At 73.4% G+C, this 19,333-nt stretch carries 17 protein-coding genes and 3 pseudogenes; 11 read left to right on the top strand and 9 right to left on the bottom strand.

Going from position 1 to position 19,333, the window contains the following annotated elements; translation table 11 throughout:
- Window positions 1-8: 8 nt before the first annotated feature.
- The 3 genes from ACF1AG_RS11295 to ACF1AG_RS11305 all read right to left on the bottom strand — a co-directional run bounded on the left by ACF1AG_RS11295 (window position 9) and on the right by ACF1AG_RS11305 (window position 3,257).
- Window positions 9-362: a hypothetical protein gene (locus tag ACF1AG_RS11295; protein WP_359605727.1), complete on the bottom strand. Its 354-nt coding sequence runs from the start codon at window positions 360-362 to the stop codon at window positions 9-11.
- 2 nt (window positions 363-364) lie between these two features.
- Window positions 365-2,086, bottom strand: a complete 1,722-nt coding sequence (locus tag ACF1AG_RS11300) for a hypothetical protein (protein ID WP_387794993.1) — start codon at window positions 2,084-2,086, stop codon at window positions 365-367.
- A 181-nt stretch (window positions 2,087-2,267) separates the two neighbouring features.
- A complete protein-coding gene (locus tag ACF1AG_RS11305; protein ID WP_359608119.1) occupies window positions 2,268-3,257 on the bottom strand; it encodes a malate dehydrogenase in 990 nt (329 codons plus the stop codon).
- Window positions 3,258-3,757: 500 nt separating this feature from the next.
- Between ACF1AG_RS11305 and ACF1AG_RS11310 the strand changes: the two genes are divergently transcribed.
- On the top strand, window positions 3,758-4,120 hold the full coding sequence (locus tag ACF1AG_RS11310; protein ID WP_387794994.1) for a hypothetical protein: 363 nt from the start codon (window positions 3,758-3,760) through the stop codon (window positions 4,118-4,120).
- Here the strand turns inward: ACF1AG_RS11310 and ACF1AG_RS11315 are convergent.
- From ACF1AG_RS11315 to ACF1AG_RS11325, 3 genes are all read right to left on the bottom strand, one after another.
- Window positions 4,030-5,127, bottom strand: a complete 1,098-nt coding sequence (locus ACF1AG_RS11315; protein ID WP_387794995.1) for a DUF2690 domain-containing protein — start codon at window positions 5,125-5,127, stop codon at window positions 4,030-4,032. The two genes, ACF1AG_RS11310 and ACF1AG_RS11315, sit on opposite strands and share 91 nt — an antisense overlap.
- Before the next feature lie 531 nt (window positions 5,128-5,658).
- Window positions 5,659-6,165 carry a DUF3017 domain-containing protein gene (locus ACF1AG_RS11320; protein ID WP_359744094.1) on the bottom strand — a complete coding sequence of 169 codons (507 nt, stop codon included), beginning with the start codon at window positions 6,163-6,165 and terminating at the stop codon, window positions 5,659-5,661.
- Window positions 6,155-7,009 carry a bifunctional methylenetetrahydrofolate dehydrogenase/methenyltetrahydrofolate cyclohydrolase gene (locus ACF1AG_RS11325; protein ID WP_359602596.1) on the bottom strand — a complete coding sequence of 285 codons (855 nt, stop codon included), beginning with the start codon at window positions 7,007-7,009 and terminating at the stop codon, window positions 6,155-6,157. The genes ACF1AG_RS11320 and ACF1AG_RS11325 overlap by 11 nt, the downstream gene beginning before the upstream one ends.
- Here ACF1AG_RS11325 and ACF1AG_RS11330 point away from each other — a divergent pair.
- From ACF1AG_RS11330 to ACF1AG_RS11365, 8 genes and pseudogenes are all read left to right on the top strand, one after another.
- Window positions 7,008-7,190: a hypothetical protein gene (locus tag ACF1AG_RS11330; RefSeq protein WP_359602598.1), complete on the top strand. Its 183-nt coding sequence runs from the start codon at window positions 7,008-7,010 to the stop codon at window positions 7,188-7,190. The two genes, ACF1AG_RS11325 and ACF1AG_RS11330, sit on opposite strands and share 2 nt — an antisense overlap.
- 111 nt (window positions 7,191-7,301) lie before the next feature.
- Window positions 7,302-7,895 (top strand): hypothetical protein, encoded by a 594-nt coding sequence (locus ACF1AG_RS11335; RefSeq protein WP_359602599.1) that lies wholly within the window; start codon window positions 7,302-7,304, stop codon window positions 7,893-7,895.
- Window positions 7,896-8,100: 205 nt separating this feature from the next.
- The gene (locus tag ACF1AG_RS11340; protein ID WP_359602601.1) at window positions 8,101-8,850 is read left to right on the top strand and encodes an FHA domain-containing protein; all 750 of its coding nucleotides are present in this window, start codon (window positions 8,101-8,103) and stop codon (window positions 8,848-8,850) included.
- Window positions 8,847-10,391 carry a protein kinase gene (locus ACF1AG_RS11345; RefSeq protein ID WP_387794997.1) on the top strand — a complete coding sequence of 515 codons (1,545 nt, stop codon included), beginning with the start codon at window positions 8,847-8,849 and terminating at the stop codon, window positions 10,389-10,391. Before ACF1AG_RS11340 ends, ACF1AG_RS11345 begins: the two co-directional genes overlap by 4 nt.
- 86 nt (window positions 10,392-10,477) lie before the next feature.
- Entirely contained in the window at window positions 10,478-10,963 is a 486-nt protein-coding gene (locus ACF1AG_RS11350) for a hypothetical protein (RefSeq protein ID WP_391809645.1), read from the top strand.
- Between the two features lie 193 nt (window positions 10,964-11,156).
- Window positions 11,157-11,898, top strand: a pseudogene (locus ACF1AG_RS11355) (FHA domain-containing protein).
- Window positions 11,895-12,893 (top strand): annotated as a pseudogene (locus ACF1AG_RS11360) (serine/threonine-protein kinase); the annotation flags it as partial. The pseudogenes ACF1AG_RS11355 and ACF1AG_RS11360, both read left to right, overlap by 4 nt.
- Window positions 12,894-13,111: 218 nt before the next feature.
- The gene (locus ACF1AG_RS11365) at window positions 13,112-13,516 is read left to right on the top strand and encodes a peptidase inhibitor family I36 protein (RefSeq protein WP_387834038.1); all 405 of its coding nucleotides are present in this window, start codon (window positions 13,112-13,114) and stop codon (window positions 13,514-13,516) included.
- A 48-nt stretch (window positions 13,517-13,564) separates the two neighbouring features.
- On the opposite strand, the gene purH is transcribed toward ACF1AG_RS11365, so the two are convergent.
- Both purH and purN read right to left on the bottom strand, forming a co-directional pair.
- Window positions 13,565-15,127, bottom strand: coding sequence for a bifunctional phosphoribosylaminoimidazolecarboxamide formyltransferase/IMP cyclohydrolase (gene purH / locus ACF1AG_RS11370; protein ID WP_359602609.1), 1,563 nt, complete (start codon window positions 15,125-15,127; stop codon window positions 13,565-13,567).
- Entirely contained in the window at window positions 15,124-15,765 is a 642-nt protein-coding gene (gene purN, locus ACF1AG_RS11375; protein WP_037641175.1) for a phosphoribosylglycinamide formyltransferase, read from the bottom strand. The genes purH and purN overlap by 4 nt, the downstream gene beginning before the upstream one ends.
- Before the next feature lie 386 nt (window positions 15,766-16,151).
- On the opposite strand from purN, the gene ACF1AG_RS11380 reads away from it, so the two are divergent.
- Complete coding sequence (locus tag ACF1AG_RS11380) at window positions 16,152-16,949, top strand: hypothetical protein (RefSeq protein ID WP_359744106.1); 798 nt, start codon at window positions 16,152-16,154, stop codon at window positions 16,947-16,949.
- A gap of 248 nt (window positions 16,950-17,197) precedes the next feature.
- Here ACF1AG_RS11380 and ACF1AG_RS11385 read toward each other — a convergent pair whose 3' ends face one another.
- Window positions 17,198-18,835, bottom strand: coding sequence for a DUF6350 family protein (locus tag ACF1AG_RS11385; protein ID WP_391809646.1), 1,638 nt, complete (start codon window positions 18,833-18,835; stop codon window positions 17,198-17,200).
- A 96-nt stretch (window positions 18,836-18,931) separates the two neighbouring features.
- Here ACF1AG_RS11385 and ACF1AG_RS11390 point away from each other — a divergent pair.
- Window positions 18,932-19,111: pseudogene (locus ACF1AG_RS11390) on the top strand (helix-turn-helix domain-containing protein); the annotation flags it as partial.
- Window positions 19,112-19,333 lie beyond the last annotated feature (222 nt).

Below are 19,333 nucleotides of genomic sequence, written 5' to 3' on the forward strand. Positions count from 1 at the left end.
CGCCCCTCTCACATCCCCAGCAGCCCGGCGACGGCCCCGGCCGACGAGAACAGGGTCAGGACGCTCTGGGCGTCCGTGAGCGCCTCGCGCAGTCGCTGTATGCGGCTCTCACCGGCCGTCCCGTTGCGGGTGATCTCCTCCTCGGTGTCGGCGAGGGTGGAGTCCAGCCGCGCGACCTGCTCGTTCTCCCGCAGCCGGGCGAGGTCCGCACGCAGTTCCCGCACGGCGGCCAGCAGCTGCTCTGCGGTCTCGTCGCGCGCCGGAGCCGCGGTGTTGTGCGTCTCGGCACGGGCGTTGGCGCCGAACGCAAAGGAGGAGTTGTCGGCGCGGCCGATGCTGACGTTCGGTTCGTCGGATGCCATCGTCAGTCGGATCCCTTCTGCGGCACGGGGCCGCCGGTCGTGGTCTGGGCGCGCGCGTGGTCACCGAAGGCGAACGACGAGTTGTCGGCGCGCCCGATGTGCACCGCGCCGCTGCTGATGTTGACGATCTTCTGCACGAACTCGCCGGTCTCGTAGCCGGCTTCGCCCAGCGCCAGCCGCACACCGCGGCCGATGCGGTCCTGCACGCTGCGCAGGTACCGTGCGACGTCCATCTCCTGGAACGTGGACCCGGCGGGCGCCGCGGCCAGCTCCCGCACGGACAGGGCCGGCCCGTCGGGCAGTGCGTGGGCGTGGCCGCCGGTCAGCAGCCGCCACAGGTAGGCCGCGCCCCGGCCGAGGGTGATGAGCGAGTCGCCGGCGGAGCGGGGCACCAGGACGACGGAGCCGGCGATGCGGCCCTTGATGTCGTGCAGGAACTGGTGCGCGATACGGTCGGCGTCCTTGAAGTCCTCGCGGACCGGCAGCAGCACGTGCGGCGCGATCTCCAGCATCAGCATCCGGCCCTGGGTGTGGACGCGGACGAAGACGGTGACGACCAGCTCCTCCTCCCAGCCGGCGACGCGGACGCGCAGGAAGTGCCTCCGCTTCTCGCCGCCCTCCTCGACGGCCCGCGTCCGGTGCTGCTCGAAGTCGCCCGCCGCGTACGGCGCCTCGTCGCGGCGCTGGAGCCCTTCGACGGGCAGGAACACGCACTCGTCGATCTCCAGCCGCCGCAGCCGGTCCCGTACGCCGGGGCCCGCGTGCTCGGCCGGTTTCCGCAGCTGCTCGATGAGGGGCCGGACCCGGTCGAGGATGGCCCGGTTGCTCAGCGGCTGCTGGTCCGCGTCCTCGTCGGGCCGCAGTTCGACGGCGAGCACCCAGGTGTCGTACGCCGTGCCGGCCCCGCAGAACGGGCGCGCCTCGTGGTACATGACGAGCGGGGTGTGCTGCTCCAGCCGGATGCGCTGCGACAGCCGCCGGAAGCGGGGCCCCTCATAGCGCTCGGCGGGGTCGCTCGCCGCGTCCGGGAAGCGGGCCGGGGACAGTTCGGCGGCGATGACCCGGGCGAACTGGGTGCGGCGCCCCGCGACGCACAGGCCGATGACCACGAGCACCCCGAACCCGAGCCACGCCTGCCACGGCTCGGCACTCCCGGTGAGTTCGCCGGTGACCGCCCCCAGCACGTCCTCGTCGCCGGAGGGGCCGTACGGCGAGGAGGAGTACGAGGAATCCTCGGGCCCTTCGCCCAGCGCCACGGAGAGGACGGTGAAGAACGCGAACGCGGTGAAGACGCGTCCGCCCCAGCGGGCCAGGAACGCGGCGAGCGAGCGGTACCACGGCGGCCGGGCGTCACGGCCGCGCAGCAGGGGTGCGACGGCGAGCAGCAGGCTCGGCCAGACGAAGTAGAGGAGCAGACCGCCGCTGATCGGCGTGCCGACGATCCACAGGCCGACGACCGCTGCCGCCCACAGCATCTCCAGCCGGCGGGCGCGCAGCGCGTGCGCGAGGACGCGGGCCGCGTCGAAGCCCAGCGAGGGTGCGACGACCCGCTGTTCGTGGAGGTAGAGCTCCTCGACGACCCGGTCGCGGTAGCCGGCGTCCAGGTACGCCCCCGCGCACAGCAGCCGGGACGCCTCGCTGGCGTACGGGGGCACGGGCGGCGGGCCGTCCGGCGTCCCGCCAGGGCGCTCCGGCTGCTGCTGGGGTACGAAGGCAGTGCTCACGCGGATCCCCCGATACGCGAATGGACGTCACCACCACGCGGAGTGACGGGGCATCAGCATAGGGGAAGGACGGGTGGGTGCGAACCGGATTGACCACAGGGGCCGCCGGGACCGTGCGACGCGCGGGGCCCCGTACCGGACGAACCGGTACGGGGCCCCGCGAAGGCCGTGGTGGCCGGGCTCAGATGAGGCCGAGGGAGCGGACCGCCTCGCGCTCCTCCTCGAGCTCCTTGACGGAGGCGTCGATGCGGGTGCGGGAGAACTCGTTGATCTCCAGGCCCTGGACGATCTCGTACTTGCCGTCCTCGACGGTGACCGGGAAGGAGGAGATGAGACCCTCCGGGACGCCGTAGGAGCCGTCGGACGGGATGCCCATGGAGACCCAGTCGCCCTCCGCGGTGCCGTTGACCCAGGTGTGGACGTGGTCGATGGCGGCGTTGGCGGCGGAGGCGGCCGACGAGGCGCCGCGGGCCTCGATGATGGCGGCGCCGCGCTTGGCGACGGTCGGGATGAAGTCCTCGGCCAGCCACTTCTCGTCGTTGACGACCTCGGCGGCGTTCTTGCCGGCGATGGTGGCGTGGAAGATGTCCGGGTACTGGGTGGCGGAGTGGTTGCCCCAGATGGTCAGGCGCTTGATGTCCGAGACCGTGGAGCCCGTCTTCTTCGCGAGCTGGGTCAGCGCGCGGTTGTGGTCCAGGCGGGTCATGGCGGTGAAGCGCTCGGCCGGGACGTCCGGGGCGGCGGCCTGGGCGATCAGGGCGTTGGTGTTGGCCGGGTTGCCGACGACCAGGATGCGCACGTCGTCCGCGGCGTGGTCGTTGATGGCCTTGCCCTGCGGCTTGAAGATGCCGCCGTTGGCCTCGAGGAGGTCACCGCGCTCCATGCCCTTGGTCCGCGGCCGGGCCCCGACGAGGAGGCCGACGTTGGCGCCGTCGAAGGCCACGTTCGGGTCGTCCGTGATGTCGATGCCCTGCAGCAGCGGGAACGCGCAGTCGTCCAGCTCCATGGCGGTGCCCTCGGCGGCCTTGAGCGCCGGGGTGATCTCCAGCAGGCGCAGCTTGACCGGCACGTCCGCGCCGAGCAGCTGGCCGGAGGCGATGCGGAAGAGCAGGGCGTAACCGATCTGGCCGGCCGCGCCGGTGACGGTGACGTTCACGGGAGTGCGGGTCATGGCGTTCTCCGTATGACAGCTGGCGGTGGGGCGGTCCCTGCCCCCTGGTGCGGGATCCCCGCTCCGGCTCGTGACCGGTGGCCGCCACGATGATCGATCACCGGTTCGAATGATCGATCTCTTGGCGTCAAGAGAGATCCAGCGGTCAGGCTATCGCGCATCCGTGGGCACGCACGGCCGGGCTCCCTGTGGCCCGTCCCACAGAGTGACCGCGCACGCACGCGGGTAACCGAGGGCGGCGGCGAGGTGAGAAAGAGGGGGCGGCCGCTCCGCCCGGGAGAGGTGAGGGCGGGGCGGCCGCCGTCCGGGACCGACCGTGCCGGTATCCCGTGGGGGTACTTGTCGCGTGCCCGCCCCACGCTGTCGCATTCACGTCACCACGCTTCCCACACATGTCACGACCCGTACGGGCTACGCGGGCGAGGGATCCGGCCACCCGGCCCGACGGTCCGGCGATCCGGCCGGCCCGCCTCGGCGTCCGCAAAGCGGGAGCGGGCCGGATGGTCCGCGGCAGCGGCCAGGTGGTTCGCGGGAGCGGCCAGGTGGTTCGCGGGAGCGGCCAGGTGGTTCGCGGGAGCGGCCAGGTGGTCCCTGGCAGCGGCCGCGTCGTTCACGGCAGCAGCCAGATGGTTCGCGGGAGCGGCCGCGTCGTTCACGGCAGCAGCCAGATGGTCCCCGGCAGCAGCCGCGTCGTTCACGGCAGCAGCCAGATGGTTCGCGGGAGCGGCCGGGTGACCCGTGGTCCGGCCGCCCTGCGGGAGCGGCCGGACCGTCAGTCCGTGCAGCCCTTCTCGCCCGTCGCGGCCAGCACCGCGCAGGCCTTCGCCTCGGTGGCGGAGGCGACCGGCACCATCATCGTGTAGGCGACCGTGTCGCCCGGCGCGTCGACCGAGTCGGTCTGCTGGGACGCACCCGAGCTGATCTCGACGGTGTCCCCCTGCGTGGCCTGCGTGATGCGCCCCCACGCGGCGGCGCAGACCTCGCTGTAGCGGATCTCGACGGTGGTGGCGCCGACGACCGCGGAGCCGGCCGTGGTGACGAGGTCGCCGCTGCACCCCATCACCTCGGCGTCCTTGCCCGCGCAGCTCTTGCCGCTGCACTTCACGCCGGGAGGCAGCGGCGCTTCCTTGGTGACGGTGGGCGACGGGGAGGGCTTGGCCTCCTTCTTGTCGCCCTGGGTCTCGGTGACGTACAGCCCGGCGGCGACCACCACCAGCGCGCCGAGCGCGCCGACGAGGAACATCGCGGTGCGCCGCTTGCCCGTGGGACGGCCGGGACCGCCGCCCGGACCCGACGGCTCCGCGGGCGGCGGGCCGTACCCGCCCGCCGCGGGCGCCCCGGGACCGTACGCCCCCGGGTAACCGGCGTCCGGGTTGACGACCCCCCAGGAGTTGCCGCTGCCCGACGCGTCACGCACGTCGGTGGCGGTCGGCTGCGGCGGCACGCTCGGCGACACCCCGGCCGGGCCGGCGACCCCCGTACGGGTTCCGCCGCCGCGGGAGCGTCCGCCTCCGCCCGACGGCGGCCCGGCCAGCTCGCTCAGCGCGGCGCGCGCCTGCGAGATCCGGATCGCCTCCATGGTCATGTCGTGCCGCATCTCCGAGCGGCTCCAGGCGCGCTCGGCGAGCTCCCACATGGTGGTCAGGTGCACCGGGTTGGTCCCGGTGACCTCGGCCAGCGCCACGATCGCGCCCTTCGGCGCGAGCAGCCGGCCGTTCAGATAGCGCTCCCAGGACGTCTTGCTGTAGCCCGTGCGGTCGGCGACCGACGCGACGCTCAGCCCGCTGCGGTCCACCAGCCGCCTGAGCTGGCTGGTGAACTCCCTGATCTGCGGATCGAGTTCATCCGGCAAAGCCTTCCAACGAGGCATTGCTCTCCCCCTCTTCCCCCCGGTTCGTGCTGGTGTTTCCCTCGCGCATGGTGCCCACTGCCACGTCCCGTCTGGCTACCCACAGGGATGCCACCGGGACGGGTCTCAGTTCCCGGGGTGGGGGCGCACGGGAGCAACAGGGCGCGTGCGGCGTCGCACGCCCAGTCGCTTGCGCTCCAGTGTCCCACCGGCCGACCACCCGGCCGAACGGAACCCCGGAACCCGCGGACCGTGCGAACCGGACCGGTACGACCGTCCCACCGTCCTCCTGTCCTACCACCCCGGCGCCCGGACGCGGGGGTGTCCGTGGCCACATCACCCCTGCGCGGTCGCCCGTGTCGCGAACTGACGCCGGGGTCATCGCAAGGATGTACGGGGATTCCGGGGCGCGTACCGGAACGGTTACTTCCGTGCCACAGCGGCCAAGCCGCCGTTGATCCGGCCGTCCGCCGTGCAGGAACGTGGTGCGCGGCGGCGGCCCGTCCTCTCACGGGGGTGTGGACGGGCCGCCGTTCCTGCCGCTCGGGCGGCTCAGCTGTCGACCGTGAAGTGCAGCATGTCCTGGAGCCACGGGAACTGCAGCAGCGGATCCGGCTGCATCATCAGCGCCAGCAGCACGATCACCAGGCCGAGACCGCCGTAGGTGACGATGTCGGTGAAGCGGGAGCGCACGGCGAGCATGCCGACGTCCGGCACCACCCAGCGCAGCACCGCCCCGGCCACCAGCGCCGCGCCGATCACCAGCAGCCCGACCCGGAACACGTCCAGCGCCGTCAGCAACAGGCCCAGACCCACGGTGAGCAGCACGGCCAGGATCGGCCACTGCCGGGCGGGCGCGGGGGCGTCGCCGGGAGCCGCACGGCCGCCGCCCTCGGGACGCGCGGTGTCCCGCGTGAACAGCGGGAACCTGCGGGTGGCGCGGCGCGGGGCGCCCTCGGCGTCGGGCGCGCTGACCGCGTCGCGCACGGTGACGTCCTCGGGGGACTCCTCCGCCGCGGGGGCCTCGGGCGCGTCAGGTGCCTTCCGCTCAGCCGACACTGCGCTCCGCCGCCTCGACCACGTTGACGAGCAGCTGCGCCCGGGTCATCGGGCCGACGCCGCCGGGGTTGGGCGCGACCCAGCCGGCCACCTCGGCCACGCCCGGGTGGACGTCGCCGACGATCTTGCCCTCGGCGCTGCGGGAGACGCCGACGTCCAGGACGGCCGCGCCCGGCTTGACGTCCTCGGGGCGGATCAGGTGGGCGCTGCCGGCCGCCGCGACGATGATGTCCGCGCGCTTGAGGTGCGCGGACAGGTCGCGGGTGCCGGTGTGGCACTGGGTCACGGTGGCGTTCTCGCTGCGCCGGGTCAGCAGCAGCGGCATCGGGCGGCCGATGGTGACGCCGCGCCCGACCACCACGACCTCGGCGCCCTTGATCTCCACACCGTGGCGGCGCAGCAGGGTGATGATGCCGTTCGGCGTGCAGGGCAGCGGGGCGGGCTCGTTGAGGACGAGACGGCCGAGGTTCATCGGGTGGAGGCCGTCGGCGTCCTTCTCCGGGTCCATCAGCTCGAGGATGCGGTTCTCGTCGATGCCCTTGGGGAGTGGGAGCTGGACGATGTAGCCGGTGCAGGCCGGGTCCTCGTTCAGCTCGCGGACGACCGCCTCGATCTCCTCCTGCGTGGCGGTGGCGGGCAGTTCGCGCTGGATGGAGGCGATGCCCACCTGGGCACAGTCGCGGTGCTTGCCGGCGACGTACTTCTGGCTGCCGGGGTCGTCCCCCACGAGGATCGTGCCGAGGCCGGGCGTGACGCCCTTCTCCTTCAGCGCCGCCACGCGGGCGGTCAGATCGGACTTGATCTCAGCTGCGGTGGCCTTGCCATCGAGAATCTGGGCGGTCATGACCCCATCCTCGCGGATGACCGGGTCACTGTTCCAATCAGCCCGCATTCCGGTCGGCCGCGAGGTCAGGACCGGGCATTCGCTCACCATCGACGGCAATGCGAGCAAGATCGCGATGTTGCACTTGCACAACACATATGTCGTACCGCTGGACAAGGAAAGCAACGGTCAAGAACGATGAACACACAGTGCCGCGGGCAGAACCGGGGGGACGGACCGCATCTGTAGTACTTCCTCCGCGCCGTGCCTCGCGTCGTCCCCGCAACTGAAGCGCAACGGAGGAAGAACCGCCATGAGTTTCGGCGACCCGAACAACCCCTACGGGCAGCCGCCCCAGCAGCCCCAGGCCGGCCCCGGCTACGGCTACCCCCAGCAGCCCGGCCAGCCCGCACAGCCCGGATACGGCTACCCCTCGGCGCCCCCGGTGGGCCAGCCCTACGGCGGCGGTTACGCACCCACCCAGATGCCCGGCATCACGCGCGCCGCGCAGGTCCTGGTCGGCGTGATCGCGCTCGCACACGTCATCATCGCGGCCGTGTACGGCGTGGCGCTGGCGCAGTGGGACGAGTCGATGCGCGAGGCCGGCATCGCGGGCGACGCCGAGGTCGAGCAGTACGCCGACCTGGGCAAGGGCGTCGTCGTCTTCTTCGCCGGCCTGGCCGCCGTCTTCGCGATCCTCGGCCTGGTCCTCCTGCTGCAGTACGCCAAGGGCGGCAGCTCGGTCCGCGTCTGCTCGATCGTCTACGCCTCGTTCGCGATCGTCAGCGGTCTCTTCGCGCTGGCCATCTACCTGCTCGGCCTGGTCATCTGGGTCGTGTCGGTCCTGGTGATCGTGTTCTGCGCGAAGCGGGCGAGCACGGAGTGGTTCCGGCGCCCGAGGTACTGACCCCGGGAGACCGTCCCGCCGACGTTCCACCACAAGGCCGTGTCCGCCCGTACCGGGGGACACGGCCTCGGTGTTCGCCGCGACGGACCCGTCCGATTCGCGCCAATCCCGCCGCGCACCCGTGTCCTACCCGATCGGGGGAGGCCCGGCGGCCGGGCGTCCCTCTACCCTGGCCGAGTAGCTGTCAGGCATGGGGGGATGCACCGTGTACAGCCTCATCGTCGTACCTCCGGCGACCGTTCCGGAGGACTCCGGCCGCCGCGACCGGCTCCGTCTGGCGCCCGGCGAGCGCCTTTCCTTCGGCCGCGCCCCGCAGGGCGACGGCCTGCGCATCGCGCACGACGGGGTGTCCCGCAGAGCGGGTGAGATCACCGCGCAGGGCGACTTCTGGCTGCTGAGCAACCTCAGCCGGGAGCAGACGTACGTCGTGGAGAACCCGGAGGGCGCGGGCGAGCACATCAAGGTCGGGCCCGGCCGACTGGACGCGCCGGTGCCGTTCGAGTTCTCCCGGATCGTGCTGCCGGCCTGCGGCGACCTGCTGCCGCTGGAGGTGTGGGCGCCCTGCCACGAGCACGTCCGCGTCGACGCCTGCGACGACGGCGCCGCCACCGCGCCCGCCTTCTCCCTGGACCGCTCCAAGCGGTACTTCGCGGTGCTGGCCGCGCTGTGCGAGCCGCGGCTGCGCGGGGCACCGCACGCGCCGCTGCCCACGGTGGAGCAGGTGGTGGAGCGGCTGCGCCCGCTGTGGCCGGCCGCGTCCCGCACCGCGGTGCAGTGGAACATCGACTACCTGGCGGTGAAGCTGCGCCTCAAGCCCGGCCCGGAGACCGCGGAGCCGGGGCCGCGGCTGAACGGCAAGAAGGAGTCGCTGGTCTCCCTGGCGCTCCGTTTCGACCTGGTCCGCGAGGACGACCTGACGGTCCTGGCGGTCCCGCTCCGCCAGGGGGTCCGGTGACGGAGACGTACGCCGTGCCGGTGCCCAAGGGGTACCGGGTGGGCGCGTGGGAGGTGCGCGAGCCGATCGCCACGGGCGCGTTCGTCAGCGTGTACGCGGGCCGCCGCACCGGAGGCGCCGGGGACGGGCCGCGTGACGTCGCGCTGAAGTTCCTGCCCACCGGCACCCGCACCCCGCGCCAGCTGCACCATCTGCGCGAGCTGGCCGAGCGTGAGGTGGCCGTGCTGCGCCGGCTGAGGCAGCCGCGCCTCATCCGGATGTTCGAGACGCTGACCGTCGACGACCCCGGGCACCCGGAGCTGGACGGCGCCACCGTGCTGGTGCTGGAGAAGGCGGAGGGCTCGCTGTCGGCGCTGACGGACGCCTCGCCCCGGCCCGGCGCCGGGCCCGGCCTGCTCGCCCAGATCTGCGAGGGGCTGGCCCAGCTGCACCGGGCGGGCTGGGTGCACGGCGACCTGAAACCTGCCAACGTGCTGCTGATGGCGGACGGTTCGGTCCGCCTCGCCGACTTCAACATGGCCGCCGAGCTGGAGGGCACGCACGCCTACACGTCCGCGTTCTCCACGCCCGACTACACCCCGCCCGAGCTTCTGTGGTCCGAGATCGGCGAGCGGGGCCGCCGGATCCGCGCGTCCGCCGACGTGTGGGCGTTCGGCGTGCTCGCCCATCTCGTGCTCACCGGCACCTTCCCGCTGCCCGGCGCCACCCCGGCGGCCCGCCGCACGGCCGCCGCCGCGTACGCCGCCGGCACCGACGAGCTGCGGCTCTCCCCCGAACTCCCTGACGCCTGGCGGGACGTCGTCCGCGCCTGCCTGTCCCGTACGCACGCGGAGCGGATCGGCGTGGAGGAGCTGCTGGGCCGGGTGCGGGACGCGGCCGGCGCGGGACGCCCCTCCCGGCTGCCCCGGCTGCTGCCCGCGCGGCGCGGCTCCCGGCGGACGGTCGCCGTCTCGGCGGCCCTCGCGACCGCCACCGTTGCCGTCCTCGGGTTCGGATTCGACCGGTGGGCCCTGTCCGACGGCAAGCCGAGCGCGAGCACCAACGATTCGGTCACGTACGGGGCCGACGTGCTGCGCACCGACCGGGGGGTGTCGGCCGCCTACCGGCTGCTGATCGTGGAGACCGCGCACGACTGCCGCAGCGGGGACGTCACCGCGCCGCTGATCGCGGCCATGCTGAAGGTGGAGAGCGACTTCGACCCCGACCTGTCCGACCCGGTCAGGAACGAGTACGGCATCGCGCGCTGGACGCCGAAGGTGCTGCGGTGGTGGATGAACGAGGACGGCACACCGGGCGAGACCGTGCCGGAACCGCCGTTCCCGCCCGCCGAGTCGGTGCCCGCGATGGGCCGCTACCTGTGCTGGATCGCGCCCCGCCTGGACGACGAACTGCGGGAGGACCGGCGGGTGCTGATCGCCGCCGCCTACCGCACGTCCTGGCGCAGGGTGAACGACGCGGGAGGTGTCCCCGCGAAGTACCGCTCCTACGCCGACCGGGTCGCCCATTACCTGAAGGAGTACACCCCGCCCGGCCGGAGGTGACCCTCACAGGTGCGAGGTACCGGACGGCGCGCTCCCCCGGCACGGTGTGAACCCACCGCCTCCGCGGTGCACCGACCAGTTCGTTCATGGGGGAAACAGTGAACACCTTCAAGTCCGCCGCGCTGCTCGTCGCGGCCACGGCCCTCGTCGCCGGCAGCTCGGTCGCGGCCACCGCCGCCCCCGACCCGGACGGCACCCGGGTCACCTCGCTCCAGCGGACGGCCGAGCAGGTGCTGGGCGGCGACGCCAAGCCCGTGCGGGTCACCGCCGACGCGGTCGCCTACGACGGCCTGACCGTCACCGAGGCCCCGCGGGGCAGTGCCTCCACGAAGGCCCTGTCCTGCGGCTACGGCCACCTGTGCATGGTCGTCAACGGCACCAAGTTCGACTTCTACAAGTGCCAGACGTGGGAGCTGACCAACTGGATCGGCGACGGCCCGTTCACCAACAACCAGACGCCGGGCACCGTCGCCCGCTTCTACAACAAGGACGGCAGCGTCCGCTGGACGTCCACGGCCTACAAGTCGGGCACGGCCACCTGGGACCCGATCTGGTCCCTGCGCCCCTGCTGACGCGGACGGTCCGAGGGCGGCTCCTGGCCCAGCTCCCGGTAGCGGGGCGGGGAGCCGTCCCGTTCCGGCCGCCTTCTGGCCGAATCGCCGAGGCCGCCCCGAAGCCGGGTCCGCCCCGTCAACTCACCCTAGCCTGGCGGATGTTGCACTGGGGAACGGTGACCCCGAGAGATCGGGGGAGGGGGACGACTCCATGTACAGCATCATCGTCGTGCCGCCGGCGGCCGACCGCGCCGGCGGGAAACAGATCAAGGTGGCCACGGGGGAACGCCTGCCGTTCGGCAGGGCGGTGACGGACGGCGGCCTCGCGCTCGACCACGCGGGGGTGCCGCGGATCGCCGGGGAGATCTCGGCCCACCGGAGGTTCTGGCGCTGGACAACTTGAGCAACGATCAGACCTACGTGGTGGAGAGCCCGGAAGGCGCGGGCGAACACATCAAGGTGGCGCCGGGCCGGGTGGAGACGCCGGTGCCGTTCGAGTTCGCGAGGGTCGTGCTGCCCTCCGCGGGCGACCTGCTCGCCTTCGACGTGTGGGCGCCCTGCCACGCCTACCGCACCGCCGACCGCCGGGGGCTGCCGGGTGCGCGACCGTCCCGGCGTTCGCGCTGGACCGGACGAAGCGGTACTTCGCGGTGCTCGCGGCGCTGTGCGAGCCCCCGCTGCGCGGGGAGCCGCACGCCCCGCTGCCCGCGGTCGAGGAGCTCGTCGAGCGGCTGCGGCCGTCCTGGCCGTCGGTCACCCGCTCGGCCGTCTACTGGAACATCGACTACCTGGCGGTGAAACTGCGCCTGCGTCCGGGCCCCGACGACGCCGACCGGCCCCGACGGGCCAACGGCAAGAAGCAGTCCCTGGTGTCCCTCGCGCTCCGCTTCGACCTGGTGCGCGAGGACGACCTCGTGGTGCTCGGACCGAGCCGCAGCGAGGTGGTCCGGTGACCGGGACGCCGTGCGCCGTACCCGTGCCGAAGGGGTACCGGGTGGGCGCGTGGGAGGTGCGTGAGCCGCTCGCGTCGGGCGCGTTCGCCACGGTCTACGCCGCCCGCCGAACCGACGGCGGGCAGCCGCGTGACGCCGCACTGAAGTTCCTGCCCACCGGCACCCGCACCCCGCGCCGGCTGTCGCACCTGCGCGACCTGGCGGACCGGGAGGTCGGCCTGCTCGCCCGGCTGCGGGCGCCCCGGCTGATCCGGATGCACGAGACGCTGACGGTCGACGACCCGTCCCGTCCGGACCTGGACGGCGCCACCGTCCTCGTCCTGGAGCGCGCCGAGGGCTCCCTGGACACGCTGCTGCTCCGGATGCCGGTCCCCGGGGCGGGCCCTGCCCTGCTCGTCCAGATCTGCGAGGGCCTGCACCAGCTGCACCACGCGGGCTGGGTCCACGGCGACCTGAAACCCGCCAACGTGCTGCTGATGGCGGGCGGTTCGGTCCAGCTCGCCGATTTCAACACGGCGGCGGAACTCGAACTGGACGGCGCCCACGCCTACTCCCCCGCCTTCGCCACCCCCGACTACTCACCGCCCGAACTGCTGTGGCCCGAGTTGGACGAACGCGGTGCGCTCATCCGCCCCTCCGCCGACGTCTGGGCCTTCGGGGTGCTGGCCCACGTGGTGCTGACGGGAGCGCACCCGTTCCCCGGCGGCTGCGCGGAGGCCCGCACAGACACCGTGACGCGGTACGCGCGCGGCCTGGAGGAACTGCGCCTGTCGCCCCTTCTGCCGGACGCGTGGCGGGACGTCGTCCGCTCCTGTCTGACCCCCACGGGCGCGGACCGCCCCGACGCGAGCACCCTGCTGCGCCGCGCGGAACGGGCCGCGGGCTGCTCGGCGCCGCTCCGCTCCCCTCGCCCGAGAGCCCGCCGCCGTCCACACTCCGCGGTACTGGCGGCCGTCGCGGCCCTCACCCTGGCGACCGCCGCGACGGCCTGGACCACCGTGCGGGACGCCGGCCCGCCGTTCACCGCGCCGCACCTGTGCGAAAAGCACCAGGGCGACGAGGACACGGGACCGCTCGCCGGGGACCCTGCAACTTTCGAGGTACCGCGCTCGGCGCCCTGACCGGAGAGTGGTCCACGACCGCCACCGCGTGTGGCTCTCGCATCGGGGGAACGCAGCACTCCCTCCGCAGGATCCGACCAGGAGGAGCTTGTATGAAGCACATCCGGGCACTGCGCACGAAGGCCGGCGTCGCCGCCGGGGCCACCGTCCTCGCGGGTCTGGGTCTCGGCGCCGCCGCCGCGCCCGCCCAGGCCAAGGAGGCCGCCTACAGCTGTCCTTCCGGAAGCGTCTGCTTCTACAGCGGCGACAACGGCTCCGGCAGCCGCTGCGTCTGGAGCGGAAACGACAACGACTGGCGCAACGGTGACATCCAGTGCTCGTGGGCCGCGGACAAGAACGTGCGCTCCATCTACAACAACGGCACCAGCGGCATGGTGGTCATCTACTACAGCGGCGCCAACTACCAGACCCGCAAGGGCTGCACCACCAAGGGCACGAAGGGCAACCTCGCGGGCACCTACAAGCTGCGCTCCCACAAGTGGGCCAACAGCTGCTGACCCGTCCGAGCGGGCCGTGCCCCTGGGGCGCGGCCCGCTCCGCCGGGCTCAGTGGAAGAAGTGCCGCGTCCCCGTGAGGTACATCGTCACGCCCGCCTTCTTCGCGGCCTCGACGACCAGCTCGTCGCGGACCGAACCGCCCGGCTGGACGACCGCCTTCACGCCGGCCTCGGTGAGGATCTCCAGGCCGTCGGGGAAGGGGAAGAACGCGTCGGACGCGGCGAAGGAGCCACGGGCGCGCTCGGCACCGGCCCGCTCGACCGCCAGCTTCGCGGAGTCGACGCGGTTCACCTGGCCCATGCCGACGCCGACCGACGCGCCGTCCTTGGCGAGCAGGATCGCGTTCGACTTCACCGCGCGGCAGGCCTTCCAGGCGAACGCCAGGTCGGCCAGGTCCGCCTCGGACAGGGCCTCGCCGGTGGCCAGCGTCCAGGTCGCCGGGTCGTCGCCCTCGGCCTGGAGCCGGTCCGTGACCTGGAGCAGCGCGCCGCCGTCGATCGGCTTGACCTCGACCGGGGCGGACGGCGCCTCGGGGGCGCGCAGCACGCGGATGTTCTTCTTCTTGGTGAGCGCCTCGAGCGCGCCGTCCTCGTAGTCCGGGGCGACGATGACCTCGGTGAAGATCTCCGCGACCTGCTCGGCCATCTCCTTGGTCACCGGGCGGTTCACGGCGATCACGCCGCCGAACGCGGACAGCGGGTCGCAGGCGTGCGCCTTGCGGTGCGCCTCGGCGACGTCCGCGCCGACCGCGATGCCGCACGGGTTGGCGTGCTTGATGATCGCGACGGCCGGGGCGTCGTGGTCGTACGCGGCACGGAGCGCGGCGTCCGTGTCCGTGTAGTTGTTGTACGACATCTCCTTGCCGTGCAGCTGCTCCGCCTCGGCGAGACCGCCCGTGCCCGAGACGTACAGCGCGGCCGGCTGGTGCGGGTTCTCGCCGTAGCGCAGTGTGTTCTTGCGCTCCCAGGTGGCGCCGAGGAAGTCGGGGAACTGCGAGTCGTCGACGGGCGCGTACTCGGAGGCGAACCAGGAGGCGACGGCCACGTCGTACGCGGCCGTGTGCTGGAAGGCCTCGGCGGCCAGCCGCTTGCGGGTGGCGAGGTCGAAGCCACCGCCCCCGACCGCGGCGAGGACGTCGCCGTAGCGGGCGGGGCTGGTGACGACGGCGACCGACGGGTGGTTCTTGGCGGCGGCGCGGACCATCGAGGGGCCGCCGATGTCGATCTGCTCCACGCACTCGTCGGGCGAGGCGCCGGAGGCGACGGTCTCGCGGAACGGGTAGAGGTTCACGACCACGAGGTCGAACGGCTCCACGCCGAGGTCCTTGAGCTGCTGCTCGTGGTCGGCGAGACGCAGGTCGGCGAGGATGCCGGCGTGCACCTTGGGGTGCAGCGTCTTGACCCGGCCGTCCAGGCACTCGGGGAAGCCGGTCAGCTCCTCGACCTTGGTCACGGGGACGCCCGCGGCGGCGATCTTCGCGGCGGTGGACCCGGTGGAGACGAGCTCCACCCCGGCCTCGTGCAGGCCGCGCGCGAGATCCTCGAGGCCGGTCTTGTCGTAGACGCTGACGAGCGCCCGTCGAATGGCCCGCTTGTTGCTCTCGGCGGTCACTGGATAACTACCTTTCGTCCCTCGATGCGATAGCCGTTGCGGGCGAGGCGCCCCACGACCTCGACGAGCAGCTTTCGCTCGACTTCCTTGATGCGCTCGTGCAGAGCGCTCTCGTCGTCCTCGTCCCTGACCTCCACCACGCCCTGCGCGATGATCGGCCCGGTGTCGACGCCGTCGTCGACGAAGTGGACGGTGCAGCCGGTGACCTTGGCGCCGTACGCGAGCGCGTCCCGTACACCGTGGGCTCCCGGGAAACTGGGCAGCAGAGCGGGGTGGGTGTTCACGAACCGCCCGCCGAAGCGCGCGAGGAACTCCTTCCCCACGATCTTCATGAACCCGGCGGACACCACGAGGTCGGGCTCGTACGCGGCGACGGCCTCGGCGAGCGCCGCGTCCCACTCTTCGCGGGCGGGGTGGTCCTTGACCTTGCACACGAAGGTCGGCAGCCCGGCCCGCTCGGCCCGGGCCAGCCCTTCGATGCCCTCGCGGTCCGCGCCGACGGCGACGACCTCGGCCCCGTAGGCGTCGGGTCCGACGGCGGCGATCTCGTCGAGGAGCGCCTGCAGATTGGTGCCGGATCCGGAGACCAGCACGACGAGACGACGCCTGGCGCGCTCGGCCACGGGCTTGGCGGCCACGGTGGGGCCCTTTCTCGGGAAGCGTCCGTACGGTCGGCGGCACAGCGCTTTGTACATTCCTACGAATGCTTCGCGCCCCCCGATACGGGGAAGCCTACGAAGCGGCCGACCGGCAGCAACGATACCGGCACTCCCGACGGGCCCCCACGGGACGGGGGCGTGGCCGGAAGGTAGCGTCTGGTACGAGCCGGCCGGGGTACACAGTTCTGGACACCGGGGCGCACGGGAACGCCGACCGCGCACCGTTCGTTCACAGGGCGACGGACCCGGGCCGCGCGGAGCTGACGGGAACGCACCAGCTCACCGCTCACTCGTAGTCGATACGTCGTGCGAGGCGGTCACACCGCACTCACGCCGTGCTTCACAAAGGGGAAGACGCTCACTTGATGCCGGACCGCAGCCTGCGACTCCTCACGTTCCCCCAGCAGTCGGCCCAAGGAGGGGAGCGTGGCGCCGTGCTGCTGCGGGAGCGCCCCTCCTCGCCGCCCGACGCCCCCCGCGGCGACGGCGACGACCGCCGTGACGGCCAGGGCCAGGACTCCCGGGACGGTCAGGGGACGGGCCAGGACGACAACCCGTTCGCGCCCCCGCCGGAGGGGACGCCCGACCGCCCCTGGCAGCCGCGCCACCCCTCGGGCGGTGAGGGCGGCAACGACAGGGGCGGTCGCTCCCCCTGGGGCCGTAACTGGAGCGACCGGCAGCCGGGCCGTTCCTCCGGCGGCTTCGGCGACCGTCCGCGTGGCCCCGAGGGCCAGGGCGGCGGCCAGCAGGGTCCGGGCATGCGCTGGGACCCCACGGACCCGGCCCAGCGCCGCGCGCGCTACGCCCTGCTGGGCGGCATGTGGGCCTTCTTCTTCGCCCTGTTCAACTGGCCGTACCTGGCGCTGCTGCTGGGCGCGCTCGCCCTGTACTGGAGCATCAGCGCCCTGCGCGCCAAGCCCCGCGGGCAGGACCCGGACGCCCCCGCGCCCGAGCAGAAGGGCCGCCCGCAGACCACGGCGGCGGTGAGCGGCCTGGTGACGGCGAGCCTGGCGCTGCTGCTGGTGGCCGGCGTCTTCGGCGCCCGCCTGATCTACAGCGACTACTACGAGTGCACCAGCGACGCCCTCACCCAGCAGGCACGCCAGTCCTGCGGGGATCACCTGCCGGAGCAGCTGCGGGGCCTGCTGGACGAGGAGAGCTGACGGTCCGCCCTCCGGACGTCCTTCGTCCTCGCACCGACCCCCGTCCACCCGCTCAGGCGGATGGACGGGGGTCGGTGTCGTCCGGGGCCGTGCTGGGTCCGGGTCAGGGGGCGGGCGGGGTCCGGCGCCGTCCGGAGCCGACCGGGAGCGGCGGACGCAGCGGGCGGAGGGCTGCGAGGGCGCCCCGGGGCCGCGCGAGGGCTCGTCGTCCGTGGCCTGCGGGCGAGCGGCGGGTGGGACGCGTGCGCTCACGCGGGTGGACGGGGGTCGGTGTCTTCGGGGGCGGGCAGGTCGCTCGCGGGTTCGGTTCTCCGTGACGACGCGAGGTCCGTGAGGGGCGCGGCGGGTGCGGAACGCGCGCCGAGGCCCAGGGGGTCCGTGTCGGCGCGGAAAACATCGGGATCGTCGTCGTCGAGGAGCAGGTAGGGCTCGTCGGAGGTGGCGGGCGCAGGGGCGGGAGCGCTTCGTCCGCGCTTCCGCCTGAACCAGGTGCCGCGAGGGAGCCGTTCCCTCAGGGCCGGGCGCGGGAAGGCCGGACGGCGCCGGGGGGCGACCACGCGGTCCGGACGACGCCCGCCCCGCCCGTACGACCGCCGGAGGCGCCACGCTCGTACGGTCAGGGCCGTCGCGGCGGCCGTCAGCCCGAGCCACAGCGCCGTCGCCAGGCCCACCTGCCACCACACCGGGCCGAACCGGGCCAGCGCGGCCGTGCCCAGCGGGCCGCCCGCCAGCCCGGCGAGCAGCGCCATCAGCACCCCGCACAGACCGGCCGCGAGCGCCGCCGCACCGGCGGTCCGTCCGGCCGTCCAGATGCCGAAGCGTCCGCCGCCCGTCACGGATCCGCACCCGACGAACCACCCCACCACGACTCCTGCCGTCAGCGGCAGCGCCGCGACCGCCCCCTGCAGCGCCGTGCCCGCGCCCGGGTCCGGCACCGCCGCCAGCAGCGGGAACGGCGGCAGCAGCGGGGCGGCCTGAGCACCGAGCGGCGTCACCGTGATGCCCGTGCCGAGCAGGAAGCCAGGGCCGAGGGCGTAGGCCGCCGCCCACACCGCCGCGTTCGGCAGCAGCGCGACGCAGAGCAGCAGCACCGCCAGCCACCCCGACCACCCCTCGGTCAGCCCTCCGAACGTGCGGCGGGTCTCGCCGAGGTGCCAGCCCAGTGCCACCGTCAGCAGCACCGCACCGCCCGCGACCAGCACCGTCGCCCCGGCCGCCGCCGCGCGCGCCGCGACGCCGGGACGGCCGTCGGGACCCAGCACCAGGTGCCGCGCCCCGCGGGGCAGCACCGCCCCCAGCACCTGCTCCAGCGGCCCGCTGGGCCGTCCGTACGCGGTCCACACGCCCGTCCCGGCGGCCACCAGCGCGACCAGCGGCACGCACAGCGCCGTCCACGGCCACGAGGGGCGCAGAGCACCACCGGCGGCGTAGAGGGCGGCGGGGACGGCGACGCCGAGGTAGCCGAGCACGACGCCGGCCCAGGCGATACGGCCCGGCATCAGCGGGGCGTTGTCGCGGGCGCCTCCCTCGGCGGTGTCCCGTGCCGCCCGGTGCAGCAGCCACACCGGTACCACGGCGAGCAGCAGCGGGGGCAGGCCCACCGGGGCGGGGACGCCGGAGAGGGTGTCGACGCGGACCAGTTCGGCGCCGTGCGCCAGCAGCCACAGGGCCGCCGCGACGTGCAGGGCTCCGCCGGGTCCGCTGTCCGGGTAGGGCGAGCTGACCCACAGCAGCATCACGAGCACGGTGAACGCCGCGAGACCCAGCCCGGCCGCGAGGGCGCCACCGGCAAGGCCGTTGGCCAGCCCGGGTGAGCGGTGACGCACCCGGAGGAGCAAGGAGGCCGGCATCGATCGGCGTACGGTCGTCTGGATCACGCCCGCCATGCTCCCAACGACACGCGCTTTACCGGCGTAACGGGCGAACCTCGGCTGTGTCGCTCAATATACGTTTATGTACTTTTCTGTACTGAGGGACGCCCAGTGACGCGGAGCCCTGCCGTTCCGCTCCCCCCGCCGAACGAACGCCGACGCCTGCGGGAGGCCTGCGCGCTGACGCGCGCTCAGCTCGCGAAGCGTCTCGGGGTACGCCCCGACACGGTGCGCGCCTGGGAGTCGGGGCGCAGCACGCCTCGGGGGCGCAACAGGGTCGCCTACGCGGAGTTGCTCTCCACACTGGCTTCGGACACGGAACGTCAGGCGCCGCAAGCCTCGGGCGGGGTGACGTTCCGTACGGCACCGGTCGAGGGCGCCGGAGACAAGGCCGCCCTGGACCCCGCCGAGTTCGTCCTGACCCCTACGGCGCTCGTCTCGCCGGCGTGGGCGGACACATCGTCAGAGCCGGGCTCGCCGTCGGCAGACCGACCGGCGGTGGAGGCCGGGCGG

The sequence above is a fragment of the Streptomyces sp. NPDC014764 genome (assembly GCF_043082785.1).
Classification (GTDB): domain Bacteria; phylum Actinomycetota; class Actinomycetes; order Streptomycetales; family Streptomycetaceae; genus Streptomyces; species Streptomyces althioticus.

What these genes read in the sequence shown, in the direction of transcription:
- ACF1AG_RS11295 (WP_359605727.1), bottom strand. Translation starts at nt 362, where the DNA reads ATGGCATCCGACGAACCGAACGTCAGCATCGGCCGCGCCGACAACTCC.
- ACF1AG_RS11305 (WP_359608119.1), bottom strand. Translation starts at nt 3,257, where the DNA reads ATGACCCGCACTCCCGTGAACGTCACCGTCACCGGCGCGGCCGGCCAG.
- ACF1AG_RS11310 (WP_387794994.1), top strand. Translation starts at nt 3,758, where the DNA reads ATGGTCCGCGGCAGCGGCCAGGTGGTTCGCGGGAGCGGCCAGGTGGTT.
- ACF1AG_RS11315 (WP_387794995.1), bottom strand. Translation starts at nt 5,127, where the DNA reads ATGCCTCGTTGGAAGGCTTTGCCGGATGAACTCGATCCGCAGATCAGG.
- ACF1AG_RS11330 (WP_359602598.1), top strand. Translation starts at nt 7,008, where the DNA reads ATGACCCCATCCTCGCGGATGACCGGGTCACTGTTCCAATCAGCCCGC.
- ACF1AG_RS11325 (WP_359602596.1), bottom strand. Translation starts at nt 7,009, where the DNA reads ATGACCGCCCAGATTCTCGATGGCAAGGCCACCGCAGCTGAGATCAAG.
- ACF1AG_RS11335 (WP_359602599.1), top strand. Translation starts at nt 7,302, where the DNA reads ATGAGTTTCGGCGACCCGAACAACCCCTACGGGCAGCCGCCCCAGCAG.
- ACF1AG_RS11350 (WP_391809645.1), top strand. Translation starts at nt 10,478, where the DNA reads ATGGGGGAAACAGTGAACACCTTCAAGTCCGCCGCGCTGCTCGTCGCG.
- ACF1AG_RS11365 (WP_387834038.1), top strand. Translation starts at nt 13,112, where the DNA reads ATGAAGCACATCCGGGCACTGCGCACGAAGGCCGGCGTCGCCGCCGGG.
- ACF1AG_RS11380 (WP_359744106.1), top strand. Translation starts at nt 16,152, where the DNA reads ATGCCGGACCGCAGCCTGCGACTCCTCACGTTCCCCCAGCAGTCGGCC.
- ACF1AG_RS11385 (WP_391809646.1), bottom strand. Translation starts at nt 18,835, where the DNA reads ATGGCGGGCGTGATCCAGACGACCGTACGCCGATCGATGCCGGCCTCC.